Source organism: Bradyrhizobium sp. 139 (genome assembly GCF_023074175.1).
Classification (GTDB): Bacteria; Pseudomonadota; Alphaproteobacteria; order Rhizobiales; family Xanthobacteraceae; genus Bradyrhizobium.
This window is the reverse complement of the sequence record NZ_JADPKS010000074.1, coordinates 54021-69062: the sequence shown is the minus strand read 5'-3', so window position 1 is coordinate 69062 and position 15042 is coordinate 54021. Positions and strand designations below refer to the sequence as shown.

The 15042-nt window shown below is 65.6% G+C and carries 12 protein-coding genes; 9 read left to right on the top strand and 3 right to left on the bottom strand.

Features of this window, described 5'->3' with window-relative positions:
* Positions 1-42: 42 nt before the first annotated feature.
* Entirely contained in the window at positions 43-1101 is a 1059-nt protein-coding gene (gene waaF / locus IVA80_RS18195) for a lipopolysaccharide heptosyltransferase II (RefSeq protein ID WP_247433019.1), read from the bottom strand.
* A 158-nt stretch (positions 1102-1259) separates the two neighbouring features.
* Between waaF and rfaD the strand changes: the two genes are divergently transcribed.
* The 6 genes from rfaD (at position 1260) to IVA80_RS18165 (ending at position 9270) form a co-directional block, all read left to right on the top strand.
* Entirely contained in the window at positions 1260-2240 is a 981-nt protein-coding gene (gene rfaD, locus IVA80_RS18190; RefSeq protein WP_247433016.1) for an ADP-glyceromanno-heptose 6-epimerase, read from the top strand.
* A 12-nt stretch (positions 2241-2252) separates the two neighbouring features.
* Positions 2253-3737, top strand: a complete 1485-nt coding sequence (gene rfaE1 / locus IVA80_RS18185) for a D-glycero-beta-D-manno-heptose-7-phosphate kinase (protein ID WP_247433013.1) — start codon at positions 2253-2255, stop codon at positions 3735-3737.
* A 32-nt stretch (positions 3738-3769) separates the two neighbouring features.
* Complete coding sequence (locus IVA80_RS18180) at positions 3770-5053, top strand: O-antigen ligase family protein (protein WP_247433117.1); 1284 nt, start codon at positions 3770-3772, stop codon at positions 5051-5053.
* Between the two features lie 136 nt (positions 5054-5189).
* Positions 5190-7103, top strand: a complete 1914-nt coding sequence (locus tag IVA80_RS18175) for a nucleoside-diphosphate sugar epimerase/dehydratase (RefSeq protein WP_247433010.1) — start codon at positions 5190-5192, stop codon at positions 7101-7103.
* 2 nt (positions 7104-7105) lie between these two features.
* The gene (locus tag IVA80_RS18170) at positions 7106-8326 is read left to right on the top strand and encodes a glycosyltransferase family 4 protein (RefSeq protein WP_247433007.1); all 1221 of its coding nucleotides are present in this window, start codon (positions 7106-7108) and stop codon (positions 8324-8326) included.
* A complete protein-coding gene (locus IVA80_RS18165) occupies positions 8323-9270 on the top strand; it encodes an NAD-dependent epimerase/dehydratase family protein (RefSeq protein ID WP_247433004.1) in 948 nt (315 codons plus the stop codon). Before IVA80_RS18170 ends, IVA80_RS18165 begins: the two co-directional genes overlap by 4 nt.
* On the opposite strand, the gene IVA80_RS18160 is transcribed toward IVA80_RS18165, so the two are convergent.
* Positions 9258-10277, bottom strand: coding sequence for a glycosyltransferase family 4 protein (locus IVA80_RS18160; RefSeq protein WP_247433001.1), 1020 nt, complete (start codon positions 10275-10277; stop codon positions 9258-9260). The two genes, IVA80_RS18165 and IVA80_RS18160, sit on opposite strands and share 13 nt — an antisense overlap.
* On the bottom strand, positions 10274-11233 hold the full coding sequence (locus IVA80_RS18155; RefSeq protein ID WP_247432998.1) for a lysylphosphatidylglycerol synthase transmembrane domain-containing protein: 960 nt from the start codon (positions 11231-11233) through the stop codon (positions 10274-10276). The genes IVA80_RS18160 and IVA80_RS18155 overlap by 4 nt, the downstream gene beginning before the upstream one ends.
* A gap of 201 nt (positions 11234-11434) precedes the next feature.
* On the opposite strand from IVA80_RS18155, the gene IVA80_RS18150 reads away from it, so the two are divergent.
* The 3 genes from IVA80_RS18150 to IVA80_RS18140 all read left to right on the top strand — a co-directional run bounded on the left by IVA80_RS18150 (position 11435) and on the right by IVA80_RS18140 (position 15031).
* Positions 11435-12424, top strand: a complete 990-nt coding sequence (locus IVA80_RS18150) for an NAD-dependent epimerase (RefSeq protein ID WP_247432994.1) — start codon at positions 11435-11437, stop codon at positions 12422-12424.
* 7 nt (positions 12425-12431) lie between these two features.
* Complete coding sequence (locus IVA80_RS18145) at positions 12432-13844, top strand: mannose-1-phosphate guanylyltransferase/mannose-6-phosphate isomerase (protein WP_247432991.1); 1413 nt, start codon at positions 12432-12434, stop codon at positions 13842-13844.
* 182 nt (positions 13845-14026) lie between these two features.
* Positions 14027-15031: a Gfo/Idh/MocA family oxidoreductase gene (locus tag IVA80_RS18140; protein WP_247432987.1), complete on the top strand. Its 1005-nt coding sequence runs from the start codon at positions 14027-14029 to the stop codon at positions 15029-15031.
* The last annotated feature ends 11 nt before the right edge of the window (positions 15032-15042 follow it).

Genomic DNA, 15042 nt, shown 5'->3' with positions numbered 1-15042 from the left:
TTTCACCCCGTCGCGGGCGAAAGTTTCGCGGCCCAGTTGGCGCTACTGAGCTCGCGCCCTCAGCACCCGCGCCGCAATCCCCACCACCTCCGCGGCCGCAATATCCCGCATGCAGCGGTGGTCGTTCATCTTGCAGATCGTGCTCTGACAGGGCTGGCAGGAGAGCACGCTCTTGTCCTGGACCACGGTTGCGGCAAGGCCGTTGAGGGGAGCCCAGAGATAGGGGCTGGTCGGGCCGAAGATGCCCATGGTGGGCGTGCCCAGGGCGGCCGCGATGTGCATCAGCCCGGAATCGTTGGAGATCGCGACGCCGGCCGCGGCCATGGCCAGCACGCCGTTGCGCAAATCGGTGCCGGTGAGGTCCCGGACGCCCGGGCCGCCGGCTGCGACGATCTCCTGCGCCAGCCTCTTTTCCCCGGGGCCGCCGACCACCCAGACCTCCAGCCCGCGCTCGGCCAGCAAGCGGGCAGCCTCCGGATAATAGGTCCAGCGCTTGGAGACGCCGACCGAGCCGGGGGCGAGCGCCACGGTGGCACCGGCGCTGAGGCCATTGGCCTTGCGCCAGCGGGCGATGTCCTCGGCCGGGACCCGCAACTGCGGCACCGGCCATTCCGCCGGCAGGGGCGCGCCGTCGGGCCGGGCGAGGGCGGCGTTCTTGTCGATGAAGCGGGGCAGCTTCTTCTCGCCGCAGCGCCAGCGGTTGAGCAGGCCGAACCGGAACTCGCCGACGAAGCCGATCCTTTCGGGAATGCCGGCCAGCGCCGGCGCAATGGCTGCCTTCCAGGTCCGGGGCAGCACCAGGGCGGTGCCGTAGTTCCGCTCGCGCAGGAGCTTGGCCAGACCGAGCTGGCGACCTACGGCAAGCCGGCTGCGCGGCAGGTCCCAGACGATCCCCTGGCGTACGCCGGGCATGTAATCGACCAGTGGCGCGCACAGGGATGTGGTCAAGAGATCGACCGGCCGGTTGGGCCAGCGCTCGTTCAGGACCCGGACAACAGTGTGATTCCGGACGAAATCGCCGATCCACATATAGGGGATGATCAGGATCGGGCGGGTGTCGCTCCGCTCTGCATCTCGGCTAAGTTGCGAATCTTGGTTCATTCGTCAATAGGACCGCGGGCGCTGATGTGGCGGTTCGGTTACCCGCTCCGGGCCGGCAGGTAAAGCCGGGACGGCGCCGATCCCAAAACCGCTTACACTTTGCGGGATCATGCGCTAGGGCAGGACCGGGCCGTAAGAAATCGGGCAGGGAAGTTGGAATGTTGCTGGTGACCGGCGGGGCCGGTTTTATCGGATCAAATGTCGTCGCCGCGCTGAACGAGGCCGGCCGCAGCGACGTCGTGGTTTGCGATCTGCTCGGCCACGACGGCAAGTGGCGGAACCTGGCCAAGCGCCAGCTTGTGGATATCGTCCTCCCGGCCGAGCTGCTCGACTGGCTGAAGGGCCGCAAGCTCGATGCCATCATCCATCTCGGGGCGATTTCCGAGACCACCGCGACCGACGGCGACCTCGTGATCGAGACCAATTTTCGCCTGTCGATGCGCCTCCTGGACTGGTGCACGGCCAATGCGGTGCCGTTGATCTACGCGTCGTCGGCGGCGACCTATGGCGACGGCGCAGAGGGCTTTGACGACGATGCCTCGGTCCTTGCGCTGAAGAAGTTGCGGCCGATGAATCTCTATGGCTGGAGCAAGCATTTGTTCGATCTTGCCGTCGCCGAGCGCGTCGCGCGCGGCGACAAGCTGCCGCCGCAATGGGCTGGCTTGAAATTCTTCAACGTGTTCGGTCCGAACGAGTACCACAAGGGATCGATGATGAGCGTGCTGGCGCGGCGCTTCGACGACGTCAAGGCAGGCCGCGGCGTGCAGCTGTTCAAGTCGCATCGCGAGGGCATCGCCGACGGCGATCAGCGCCGCGATTTCATCTATGTCGACGACGTCGTCCGTGTCGTGATGTGGCTGCTGGCGACGCCGTCGGTGTCCGGCCTCTTCAATGTCGGAACCGGCAAGGCGCGCAGCTTCAAGGACCTGATGCTCGCGGCCTATGCCGCGCTCGGCAGCAAGCCGAACATCCAGTATGTCGACATGCCGGAGAGCATCCGCGGCAGCTATCAATACTTCACCCAGAGCGAGGTCGATCGCCTGCACCGCGCCGGCTATAACGGCAGCTTCACGACGCTCGAGGATGCGGTGAAGGCCTATGTCGGGGATTATCTCGACCGGCCCGACCGCTTCCGCTGAGGCTCCAGGAACATGCCGACGCCCATTCTCGATTTCGACGCCCTCGCGCAAGCCATCTCAGGCCGCACGGTGCTGTGCATCGGCGACATCATGCTGGACGAGTTCGTCTATGGCGAGGTGTCGCGGATCTCGCCGGAAGCGCCGGCGCCCGTCATGGCCGCCCAGCGCAGCGAGATCCATATCGGCGGCGCCGGCAACGTCGCGCGCAATGTCGCCTCGCTCGGCGCGCGCTGCATCTTCGTCGGCCTCGTCGGCGAGGACGATGCCGGTGCACGGCTCAAGGCCGCGCTCGATGAGCAGGACGGCATCGAAAGCATTCTGGTGTGCGATCCGTCGCGGCCGACCACGCGCAAAGTCCGCTTCGTCTCCGAGCATTTTTCGACGCACATGCTGCGCGCGGATTGGGAGCAGGCGGCGCCTGCTTCCGATGACATCGAGACCAGGCTGATCGAGGCGATCCTGCCGCAGATCGCACGCGCCGACATCGTGCTGCTCTCCGATTACGCCAAGGGCGTGCTGACCGCGCGCGTGATCCGCCACACCATCGACGCCGCGCGAAAACTCGGCAAGCCCGTGATCGTCGATCCCAAGAGCCTGAACTGGGCGATCTATCGCGGCGCCACGCTGCTCACGCCTAATCGCAAGGAATTTTCGGAGGCTACGCGCAGCCGCGCCGACACGCCGCAGAGCATCGTCGACGCCAGCGAGGACGTGATGCGGCTCGCCGATTGCGAGGCCATCCTGGTCACGCAAGGCGAGCACGGCATGACGCTGGTGCCGCGCAATGGCGAGTCCGTTCATGTTCCGGCTTTCCCCGTGAAGGTGCGCGACGTCTCCGGCGCGGGTGATACGGTCGCAGCGGCACTCGCGGTCTCGCTCGCCGCAGGCGCGGACTGGGACACGGCCCTGCGCATGGCCAATGGCGCCGCTGCCGTCACCGTCGCCAAGCAAGGCACGGCCAGCGTGAGCGCGGCCGAGCTGCGCCGAAAGATCCTGCCGCATGCTTATCTCGCCGCCGAGGAGAAGATCGTGCTCGAGCCTGATACGCTCGACGCGCAGCTCGCCGAATGGAAGCGACAGGGCCAGCGCGTCGGCTTCACCAATGGCTGCTTCGACATCCTGCATCCCGGCCACGTCAAGGTGCTGACTGCGGCGCGGGCCGCCTGCGACCGCCTGATCGTAGGCCTCAACAGCGACGCCTCGGTGCGGCGGCTGAAGGGCGCCGATCGCCCCGTTCAGGACGAACGTGCACGTGCGGAAGTGCTCGCGGCGCTCGAAGCCGTCGATCTCGTCGTCATCTTCGAGGAGGACACGCCGATCGACCTGATCACCCGGATCAAGCCGAGCGCGCTGGTCAAGGGCGGCGACTACACCCGCGAGCAGGTGGTCGGCCACGAGGTCGTCGAGGCCGCCGGCGGAACCGTCGTGCTGGTCGACATCCTCCAGGGCTTTAGCACGACCGCGCTGGTGCATCGCGCGCGGAGAGGGGGCAAGTGACGACACAAGTGACGACACAAGTGACGACACAAGTGACGACACTTGCCCGGGAGACGACCGCCCAGATGCTGTGGCGGCGCCTGCGCAGCCCGGTGGCCTGGGGTGAGACGGTCGACCTGTTCGCGATCCTCACCGTGGCCTCGCTGCCCTGGTCGACCTCGCTCGCTGCGATCTTCAACGCATTGTTCCTGGTCTGCATGGTGCCGTTTCTCGACGTCCGCGCATTCCTGCAATCGCTGAAGCGTCCGATCGCAGCCGCGCCGGTCGCGCTGGTCCTGCTCGCGCTGGTGGGCACGCTGTGGTCGGATGCGGCCTGGGGCGCGCGCCTCTACGCGGTCAACCCGACCGTCAAGCTGCTCGTGCTGCCGGTCTTTCTCTATCATTTCGAGCGCTCGCCGCGCGGGCACTGGATCTTCATCGCGTTCCTGGTGTCCTGCGCGCTGCTGTCGCTGATGTCGTGGCTGGTCGCCTTCTATCCCGACCTGACGCTCAAGCCCGACCACCTCGAACGCGGCATCTTCGTCAAGAACTACATCGACCAGAGCCAGGAATTCACGCTGTGCGCGGTCGCGCTTGCTTATCCCATCGTGATGCTGCTGCGCCAGAGGCGCTACTGGCTCGCCGGGCTGCTCACCGTGCTGGCGTTCAGCTTCTTCATCAACATGGCCTTCGTGGTGGTGTCGCGCACCGCGCTCGTCACCATTCCGGTCATGTTCGGCGTGTTCGGGTTGCTGCATCTGAGATGGCGCAGCACCGCGATCATCTCAGCTGCACTGCTCGCCGGCGCCGCTCTCGCCTGGCAGGCCTCGCCGCAATTGCGCAAGACCGTAGACACCTTTTCCAGCGACTATCGGCTCTACACGCAGGAAAACGTTCCGACGTCGATCGGCGAGCGCCTCGAATATTGGCAGAAATCAATTCAGTTCTTCCGGCAGGCTCCACTCGCGGGGAATGGGACGGGCTCCATGTTCGGTCTGTTCGACAAGGTCTCCAGGAGCGCCGAATGGGTCCAGGGCGTCAGGGTCTTTCCGAATCCTCACAACCAGACCCTGGCCGTAGCCGTGCAATGGGGCATCATCGGCGTCGTCGTGCTCTACGCGATGTGGATCCTGCATCTGCTGTTGTTCCGCGGCGACGGGCTGGCCCATTGGGTTGGCCTCCTGGTTGTGGTGCAGAACGTCTTCACCTCGCTGTTCAACTCCCACCTGTTCGATTTCCACGAGGGCTGGATGTACGTCATCGGGGTCGGCGTTGCCGGCGGCATGATCCTCGGCGCGGGCCGCGCGGAGCCGAAGGTCGGGGAAGCCCGTTCCTGAGCGGCCGCGCGGCTGCAAGCCTTATGCTGGAACGTCTGACAAGTCTTGTGTTGGCAAGTCTTGTGCTGGCAACTCTTGGCGGGATGGGCTATCAGCGCGATCAGGTGGTACTCAACGGGATAACATCGGTCGGCGGATGACGCGTCTTTCGCATCTCACCTTGCGCAATTTCCTGATCGCGCTCCATGACCTCTTGGCGACCACGGCGGCGCTGTTCGCCGCTTTCTACCTGCGTTTCGAAGGTGGCGACGGCTTCTTCGACCGGCTGCCGCTGCTGTTCCAGATCCTGCCCTACTTCCTCGCCTTCAGCGTCGTCGTGTTCTTCCTCTTCAACCTGACCACGACGAAATGGCGCTTCATCTCGCTGCCCGACGCGCTGAACATCATCCGCGTCGCGACCGTGCTGACGGTTGCCCTGCTGGCGCTCGACTACATCTTCGTCGCCCCCAATGTCCGCGGCGCCTTCTTCCTCGGCAAGGTGACGATCGTTCTCTACTGGTTCCTTGAGATCTCCTTCCTCAGCGCGTCGCGCATGGCCTATCGCTACTTCCGCTATACGCGGGTGCGGCGTCACGCCCGAACCGAGGACGCCGCGCCGACACTGCTGATCGGCCGCGCCGCAGATGCCGAGGTGCTGTTGCGCGGCATCGAGAGCGGGGCGATCAAACGCATCTGGCCGGTCGGCGTGCTGTCGCCGTCGAGATCCGATCGCGGCCAGTTCATCCGCAACGTGCCGGTGCTGGGCGGCATTGACGACATCGAGGACGTCATCGCCGATTTCGCCAAGCGCAACAAGCCGATCGCGCGCCTCATCATGACGCCGTCGGCGTTCGAGCCGGACGCGCATCCGGAATCGATCCTGATGCGGGCGCGCAAGCTCGGGGTGATCGTCAATCGGATGCCTTCGCTGGAGAGCGGCGATACGCCGCGCCTCGCGGCCGTCGCGGTCGAGGACCTTCTGCTGCGGCCGAGCGAGATAATCGACTATGCGCGCCTCGAAGCCCTGATCAGGGGCAAGGCGGTGATCGTCACCGGCGGCGGCGGTTCGATCGGCTCCGAGATCTGCGAGCGCGTCGTCGCCTTCGGGGCCGCGCGCCTCCTGATCGTGGAACATTCCGAGCCGGCGCTCTACGCGGTCACGGAAGCGCTCGCTGCGCATGGCACGGCTGCCGAGATCGAAGGGCGGATCGCCGACATCCGCGACCGCGAGCGCATCATGCGCCTGATGGCGGAGTTCAACCCGGACATCGTGTTCCATGCCGCTGCGCTCAAGCACGTGCCGATCCTGGAACGCGACTGGAGCGAGGGCGTCAAGACCAACATCTTCGGCTCGATCAACGTTGCCGATGCGGCGCACAGCGCCGGCGCCGAAGCCATGGTGATGATCTCGACCGACAAGGCGATCGAGCCGGTGTCGATGCTTGGCCTCACCAAGCGCTTCGCCGAGATGTACTGCCAGGCGCTCGACCACGATCTTGCCGCAGGTAGCGGCGGTGCCAGGCCGCCGATGCGGTTGATCTCGGTTCGGTTCGGCAACGTGCTGGCGTCGAACGGCTCGGTGGTGCCGAAGTTCAAGGCCCAGATCGAGGCCGGCGGTCCCGTGACGGTGACCCATCCCGACATGGTCCGCTACTTCATGACCATCCGTGAGGCCTGCGATCTCGTCATCACGGCGACAACGCATGCGCTCGGAACCGCGCGTCCCGATGTCTCGGTCTACGTGCTTAACATGGGCCAGCCGGTGAAGATCGTCGATCTTGCCGAGCGCATGATCCGCCTCTCCGGTCTCCAGCCCGGCTACGACATCGAGATCGTGTTCACGGGCATGCGGCCGGGCGAGCGCCTGCACGAAATCCTGTTCGCCTCCGAGGAGCCCACCCGCGAGATCGGTGTCGCCGGCATCATGGCGGCACAGCCGAACGAGCCGCCGATGCAGACGCTGCGCAAATGGATCGCAGCGCTGGAGCAGGCGATCGCGCGGGACGATCGGGCCACGATCAGGACCATCCTGAAGGACGCGGTTCCGGAATTCGGATCGACCGCGGCCTGATCATGGAGCCTTCCGGCAAGATCGTCGTCGCGAGCCAGCATTATCCGCCGGATCCAAGCACAACAGCGGGGATCATGGCGGAAATTGCCTGCCGCCTCGCCGCGGATCACGAGGTGGTCGTGTTGTCGGGATCGACCGGCGTGCTGCCTGCCTTGCAAACCGGACCGGGCAAGCCGCGCGTCGTTGCCATCAAGAACCGGATGACGGGGAAGGCCGCGCTGGTGCGGCGCGCCGCCGCCGAGATCCTGTTCGTGGTGCGCACCTTCGTCGCGCTGATCCGGGAGCTGCGGCAGGGCGATGTGGTGCTGACCGTGACCGCGCCGTTCATGCTGCCCTACGCGGTTGCGGCGGCGGCGAAGCTCAGGCGTGCGCGGTCCGCTCTGATCCTGCACGATCTCTTCCCCGACGTGCTGGTGATGGCGGGCCTCCTGAAGCCCGGTTCGCTCGTGGCCAGGATGATGCGCGCCGCAAATGCCTTGATGTTCCGGGCGCTCAATGCCGTCATCACGATCGGCCGCGATGCGGAACGGCGGCTGCTGAGCTATCGGGGCATGACGCGGAACAAGATCCGCTTCATCCCGAACTGGACGACGCTCGTGCCCGCGCCACGGCCGGTGACACCGGACAATCCGTTTCGCAAGGCGCTGTCGGCCCGCTTCGTCGTCGGCCTCTCTGGCAATCTCGGCTTCACCCATGATCCGGAGATCGTGTTCGAGGCCGCGCGCCTGCTGAAGGACGAGCCGGAGATTCAGTTCCTGCTCTCCGGCTGGGGCATCGGCTTCGAGCGGTTGAAGCAGTTGCAGGCGGCCTCGAACCTGCCCAATATCGGCTTCGTGGCGCGCGTCGAGGATGCGGAGCTCGAGGCGTTCCTGACCTCTGCCGACCTCTGGATCATCCCGTACCGGAAGAATGTTGCCGGGGTGTCGGTGCCGAGCCGGTTCTACAATCTGCTGGCGGTCGGGCGTCCCGTCGTGCTGGTCTCCGAGCCGGAAGCCGAAGCTGCGCTGACAGTGGTGGAAAACGGGCTCGGCTGGGTCGTGACGCCGGGCCGTGCCGATCAATTGGCTGAGGCAATCCGTACGGCATCCCGTTCCGACGCCGCCGCCATGGCCGACCGCGCGGTGAAGGCGGCAGCGAGATTCGACCGGACGGCCGCGATGAACGCCTATGCCGCCCTGGTCGACGAATTGTTGCGCAACCCCAAATTGGCGGAACAGCGATGAGCGAGGGTAAACCGGTCGTGCTGGTGACGGGAGCGAGCGGCTTCGTCGGACGTCATGTCGTGCCCGCGCTGGCGCGCCAGGGATGGTCGGTCCGCCGCGCGGTGCGCGGTCCGGAAGGCATCGACGACGAGGTCGTCATTGAAACGATCGGTCCCGAAACCGACTGGCAGGCCGCGCTCGAAGGCGTCGACGCCGTGGTTCATCTCGCCGCCCGCGTGCATCACAAGCACGAGGAGCATGCGGTCCAGCTCTACCGCAACGTCAACATCGCCGGCACGCTGCACCTGGCGCGCAGCGCGGCGACGGCCGGCGTGCGCCAGTTCATCTTCGTCAGCACGGTCCTCGTGCACGGCCGCAGCAATGAGGGCCGGGCGCCGTTCAGCGAGGACGACATCCTCACGCCGCGCGGCCTCTATGGCATGTCCAAGGCGGCCGCCGAAGCAGGGCTGAGAACGCTGGCGCGCGACAGCGCCATAACGATCTCGGTGATCAGGCCGCCGCTGGTCTATGGTGCGGGCGCCAAGGGCAATTTTGCGCTGCTGACGCGTGCGGTGAATCTGGGACTGCCGTTGCCCTTTGCCGCGATCCGGAATCATCGCGCTTTCCTCGCGGTGCAGAATCTCTCATCGTTCATCCTGCACCGGCTTGCCCATCCCGATCCCGCGAGCAATTTCGAAATCTTTCTGGTGGCCGACAGGGAACAAGTCTCGACGCCCGAATTCATCGAGCGCCTGGCCATGGCGGCCGGCAAGAGCCCGCGGCTGTTCCGCGTGCCGCCGGAGCTGCTCAGCACGCTTCTCGGCGTGATCGGCCAGCAGGATACGCATGACAGCCTGATCGGCTCGCTCGAGCTCAACCTCGCCAGGGCGATCGCGACCGGCTGGCAGCCGCAGGTTTCCCTCGACGAGGGCTTGCGGCTCGCGCTGTCGGCTCAGGATTCCTGAGGGCGGGAGAACCGCCGCAGCACGAACGCGATCGCGATTGCGCCGGCGAGCAGCGCGAGCGCCGTGATCGGTGTCGAACCGGCGCGGATGGTCAGGATAGCGAGCCCCGCGAGCACGAGATTGAGCGCGAAGACCTCGCCGATCACCCGCGGGACCTCGAAACCGTTGTCGGTGGCGCGCTGGTAGAAATGCGTGCGGTGCGCCGACCAGAATTGTTCGCGCCGCGCGACGCGTCGAAACAGTGTGACGGTGGAATCTGCGAGGTAATAGGCCGCCAGCAACAGCGCCGCGGCCGGTTGCCCGTGCCAGGCGAGTTCGAGCAGGCACCATCCGAGCAGGAGGCCGATCGGCAGGCTGCCGACATCGCCCAGGAAAACCTTTGCGACCGGACGGTTGAACGGCACAAAGCCGAGCATGGCGCCGCACAGCGCTGCGGCGATGAGTACGGGTGGCCAGGACAGCTCGCCGAGCCATCCGAGCAGCAGGAGCGCTGCGGTGACCGGCACCACTTCCGCCACCGTCATCAGGTCGAGCCCGTCCATGAAGTTGACGAGGTTCACGAACCAGACGCCGGCGAGCAGGATGAGGCCGCGCTCCAGCGCCAGCGGCAGCGCCGGCACGATGCGCGCGGTTTCGGGCGTGGTGAACACGACCGCACCGACGGCGGCGGCCTGCAGCACGAGCCGCACCAGCACCGGCAGCGACATGATGTCGTCGGCAAATCCGACCAGCGCGATCAGCACCGTCGCGCCCAACAGCGCGGAAGGGATCGCGACGTTTGCCCACGCCGCCCAGATCGAAGCAACCAGCAGCGTCGCGGTGATCACCGCGATGCCTCCGCCCTGCGGGGTCGGGATGCGATGCGAGGAACGCGCATTCGGCCGCGCCAGCGCGTAGCGCTGGAGCAGGGGACGGCTGATCCAGGTGACGAGCGCCGAAACTAGCGCGGCGATCGCGACGGCAAGCAGCGACGGCGCGGCTGCGAGAGCATCGGTGACCGGGTTCACTCCGGCACCCCGAGCGGCGCCGAGCCTTGCGCAGCTTTCTCCGCGCTGAGAATCCAGACCAGGCCGCCGACCGCGCCGACGATGAACGAGACTGCGCCGAACAGCAGCGAGATGTTGACGCCCTCATTGGGAGCCAGCCCGGCGAAGCCGAAGGCGAGGCCCATGGTCGCCTCGCGCACGCCCCAGCCGGCGATCGAGATCGGCATCAGTGTGATCAGCATCACCGGCGGAATGAGCAGGAAGATCTGGCCGAAGCTGACTGGCGCTGCGATCGCCTGCACCACGCACCAGGCGATGACGACGGCAAGCACGTGCACGAGGAGCGACAGGACCGCGATAACAGGTCCGCGCCTGGCGTTGAAGATCACGCGGTTCGCAATCACGGCGCAAGCGTGGATGTGATGGGTGGCCCACCAGGTCTTCAGCCACGACCATTTCAGCGCGCCGAAAATCAGGAAACCGAGCCCGCCTGCGAGCGCCGCGAGGTCGACGAGCAGCAGCGCCGAGCGTCCGTGCGGATCGGTGATGAGCTCGTAGCTCCAGGGCAGGCTCGCGACGATGAGAATCGCGAGCGCGACGAGGCCGATCGCGCGATCGACGAAGATCGAGTAGGTGGCCGCACGCCATCCGGCGCCGGCGCGCGCCACCAGCCACAGCCGGACCGCATCGCCGCCGATCGACGACGGCAGCGTCTGATTGAAGAAGGCGCCGATCACGTTGTAGCGCATGGCGCGGGCAAGCTCGAGCGGCGCGCCGCATTCGGCGCTGATCTCGCGCCAGCGCAGCACGCCGACGAAGATTTGCAGGAACGTGACCGCGATCGCCACGCCGATCCAGAACAGGCTGGTCGCGGTGAAGCGCGATAACAGCTCGGTCAGATCGACCTTGCGCAGCGCCAGGTAGAGCAGCGCTCCGGAAATCAGGATTTTGGCCGTCGAAAGCAGGATTCGGCGCATCTCGCCCGCATGAACAGGGTTTGCGAAGATTTGAGGCAACCCGACGCGAGGCGCCGAATTCGGCCGCTTTGGTATGGTTTTGGCGCCGATCTTGCAATAGCTGTCGTGAAAGCTGTCGTGAAGAGGGCGCTCGGGCTATTGCGACCCCCTCGATACCGCGGCTAAAGAGGCGCCGTAAGCTAGGGATCTCGTGGGAACAGCATGACGGATCAGGCGATTTTGGTCACAGGTGCCGCCGGGTTCATCGGCTTTCACGTTGCCCGGCAGCTTCTGGCTGAAGGCCGGCCCGTGGTCGGGCTCGACAATCTCAACAGCTATTACGATCCGGCGCTGAAACAGGCGCGCCTGGCGCTGCTCCGGAACGATCCCCGCTTCGCCTTCGTCGAGGCCGATCTTGCCGACCGCGAGACCATCGCGGCGCTGTTTGCGCGGCACCGATTTGCCAAAGTCGTGCATCTGGCGGCCCAGGCCGGCGTGCGCTACTCGATCGAGCAGCCGCATGCTTACGCCGATTCCAATCTCCAGGGCTTTCTCAACGTGCTGGAGGGCTGCCGCAACAATCGCTGTCATCATCTCGTCTACGCCTCGTCATCCTCCGTTTATGGCGCCAACACCAAACTGCCATTTGCCGTGCAGGACCGGACCGACCATCCCGTGAGCTTCTATGCCGCGACCAAGAAGGCGAACGAATTGATGGCGCAGTCCTACAGCCATCTCTACCGGCTGCCGGTCACGGGCCTGCGCTTCTTCACCATTTACGGTCCGTGGGGTCGGCCCGATATGGCCCTGTTTCTGTTCGTGAACGCGATCATGGCGGGCCGTCCGATCCGGCTCTTTAACCATGGCAAAATGCGTCGCGACTTCACCTATATTGACGACGTCACCCGTGCAGTGTCCAAGCTCATTGACTTGGTTCCCACCGATGACCCGGCTGCCGCAAATGCGCCGTCTAAGGTCTACAATGTCGGCAACCACCGCCCCGAGGAGCTGATGCACGTCGTCGGACTTCTGGAGCAGGAGCTGGGTCGGATGGCGATCAAAGAATTGCTGCCGATGCAGCCGGGAGACGTTTTGGAAACGTTCGCGGATGTCGAGGATCTGATGCGCGACACCGGCTTTGCACCGTCAACGCCGATCGCGCACGGGGTCCATAATTTTGTCACCTGGTATCGGGACCACTTCAAGGTTTGAAATGACGATGGACAAACGCATTATCCCCCTGATCATGTGCGGCGGTGCCGGCACGCGGCTGTGGCCGGCTTCGCGCGAGGTGCGGCCCAAGCAGTTCCTGCCGCTGTTCGGCACGCGCTCGACCTTCCAGGACACGCTGCTGCGTGTTTCAGATGGCGCGCTGTTCGATCGTCCGATCGTCATCACCAATGCGTCCTATCGCTTCATGGTGCTGGAGCAGCTCGCCGAGATCGGAATCGAGGCCGACGTGATCCTCGAGCCGATGCGGCGTGATTCCGGCCCCGCGATCGCCGCGGGCGCGGTGTTCGCGCAGAACCGCTCCAGTGAAGCCATCGTGCTCGCGCTCGCCGCCGATCACGTGGTGCAGGACAATGCGGCTTTCGTCGCCGCGTGCCGCGAAGGCCTCACCGCCGCGAGTGCCGGGCGCATCGTCACCTTCGGCGTCAAGCCGGAGCGGCCGGCGACCGAATACGGCTATATCAGCCCGGGCGAAATGATCTCCGGCGAGGTGCACGCGGTCGCGCGCTTCGTCGAGAAGCCGGACGCCGTGAAGGCATCCGACTACGTCAATTCGGGCTATCTCTGGAACAGCGGCAACTTCATGTTCCCGGCCACCGTCCTGCTCGACGAATACCGCAGGGTCGACGCGGCGAGCGTGGAGGCGATCTCCAATGCTGTCGCCGATGCCGGCCGCGATCTCGGCTTCGTGACACTGGAGCCGCAGGCGTTCGGCTCGGCCAAGGCGATCTCGATCGACTACGCGGTAATGGAAAAGACATCGCGCGCCGCAGTGGTGCCGGTGGCTTGCGGCTGGTCCGACGTCGGCTCCTGGCACGCAGTGTGGGAATTGTCGGACAAGGATGCGCAAGGCAACGCCGCGCACGGCGCCGCGGTGTTCGAGGACTCCCGCAACTGCAACGTCACCACCGATTCCGCGCTGGTCGCGCTCGAAGGTGTCGACGATCTCGTCGTGGTCGCCACCGCCGATGCGGTGCTGGTCTCGCGCCAGAAGGATGCCAACGGCCTGAAGCGCCTGGTGACCAAGCTCAAGGCCGTCGCACCGAAGGTCACCGAGGAGCATCTCAAAGTGCATCGGCCCTGGGGCAGCTACCAGTCCGTCGACAATGGCGAGCGCCATCAGGTCAAGCGCATCGTGGTCAAGCCGGGCGGGCGGCTGTCGCTGCAGAAGCACCATCATCGCGCCGAGCATTGGATCGTGGTCCGCGGTGCCGCTCGGGTCACCGTCAACGAGACCGTAAAGACGGTGCACGAGAACGAGTCGATCTACATCCCGATGGGCGCGGTGCACCGGATGGAGAACCCCGGGAAAATCATGCTGGAACTGATCGAGGTCCAGACTGGAAGCTATCTCGGGGAAGACGACATCATCCGGATTGAAGACGACTATCAAAGGTCGTAACCAGCACACTCCGAATCACAGGATCCGGGCCGAAAGAGCGCACTCTTCAGCGGTTAAGGCCTGGGAAACGTGTAACTTTTTGAATCAAATCGTGTCCGGTCAGTGAGGCCGGCATTCGCCATAAATGTGGCGTCCGTGCTAGAAGCGGCCCGGGGATTTGCGTTGAATCGGGGTTTGCTCAAATGACTTCCAAAGGATCTGCACCGGCAAAGGCCGGCTTGCGCGTCGGCGTCATTGGCGCCGGCGTGATGGGCAGCAACCATGCGCGCGTGCTCGCGGGTCTTCCCGGCATCAGCCTCGTCGGCGTGGTCGATCCTTCGCCGGCACATCGCACGCGGGCGATGGAACTTGCCAATTGCGCAAGCTTCGAGACGCTCGAGCAGCTCTTCGCCGCGGGCGTCGACGCCGTCACCATCGCGGCGCCCACCCATCTGCATCACGAGGTTGCGCTCGCCTGCATCGCCAAGAACATCCACGTGCTGGTCGAGAAGCCGATCGCCTCGACGGTCGCGGAAGGGCGCGAGATCGTCGCCGCCGCGCAAAAGGCCGGCGTGACGCTGATGGTCGGCCATGTCGAGCGCTTCAATCCGGCGGTCGCCGCGGTCAAGCAGGCGATCGCGGGCGAGGATATTCTCTCCATCGCGATCACGCGCGTCGGCCCCTTCCCGCCGCGCATGTCCAATGTCGGCGTCGTCATCGATCTCGCCGTGCACGACATCGACCTGATTCGCTGGTTCACCGAGTCCGACATCGTCGAGGTGCAGCCGCAATTGTCGAGCGCGGTGGCCGAGCGCGAGGACATCGCGCTGTTGCAGTTTCGCACCGCCTCCGGCGTGCTTGCCCATATCAACACCAACTGGCTGACGCCGTTCAAGGCGCGCAGCGTCACGGTCGCGACCCGCGGCAAATACGTGATGGGCGATCTGCTGACCCGCCAGGTCACCGAGTGCTTCGGCTTCAAGCCGGACGGCAGCTACTCAATGCGCCATTTGCCGGTCGGTCACGACGAGCCGCTTCGCGCCGAGCTGATCGCCTTCCTGAAGGCCGTGCGCCACGGCGAGACGCCGGCGGTCACGGGCGACGAAGGCGTTGCCAGCCTCGAGATCGCCACGCAGTGCCTGGAAACGCCATCGCGGCCTGCGGCCACGTCGGCCGCCCGCAAGGGCCCGCGCCGGGTCGCCGGCTGATCCCTTTCCAT

Bases quoted from the DNA above. Each gene is read 5' to 3' on its own strand.
- IVA80_RS18155 (WP_247432998.1), bottom strand. From the start codon at position 11,233: ATGCGCCGAATCCTGCTTTCGACGGCCAAAATCCTGATTTCCGGAGCG.
- IVA80_RS18165 (WP_247433004.1), top strand. From the start codon at position 8,323: ATGAGCGAGGGTAAACCGGTCGTGCTGGTGACGGGAGCGAGCGGCTTC.
- IVA80_RS18170 (WP_247433007.1), top strand. From the start codon at position 7,106: ATGGAGCCTTCCGGCAAGATCGTCGTCGCGAGCCAGCATTATCCGCCG.
- IVA80_RS18175 (WP_247433010.1), top strand. From the start codon at position 5,190: ATGACGCGTCTTTCGCATCTCACCTTGCGCAATTTCCTGATCGCGCTC.
- rfaD (WP_247433016.1), top strand. From the start codon at position 1,260: ATGTTGCTGGTGACCGGCGGGGCCGGTTTTATCGGATCAAATGTCGTC.
- waaF (WP_247433019.1), bottom strand. From the start codon at position 1,101: ATGAACCAAGATTCGCAACTTAGCCGAGATGCAGAGCGGAGCGACACC.
- IVA80_RS18145 (WP_247432991.1), top strand. From the start codon at position 12,432: ATGGACAAACGCATTATCCCCCTGATCATGTGCGGCGGTGCCGGCACG.
- IVA80_RS18150 (WP_247432994.1), top strand. From the start codon at position 11,435: ATGACGGATCAGGCGATTTTGGTCACAGGTGCCGCCGGGTTCATCGGC.
- rfaE1 (WP_247433013.1), top strand. From the start codon at position 2,253: ATGCCGACGCCCATTCTCGATTTCGACGCCCTCGCGCAAGCCATCTCA.
- IVA80_RS18140 (WP_247432987.1), top strand. From the start codon at position 14,027: ATGACTTCCAAAGGATCTGCACCGGCAAAGGCCGGCTTGCGCGTCGGC.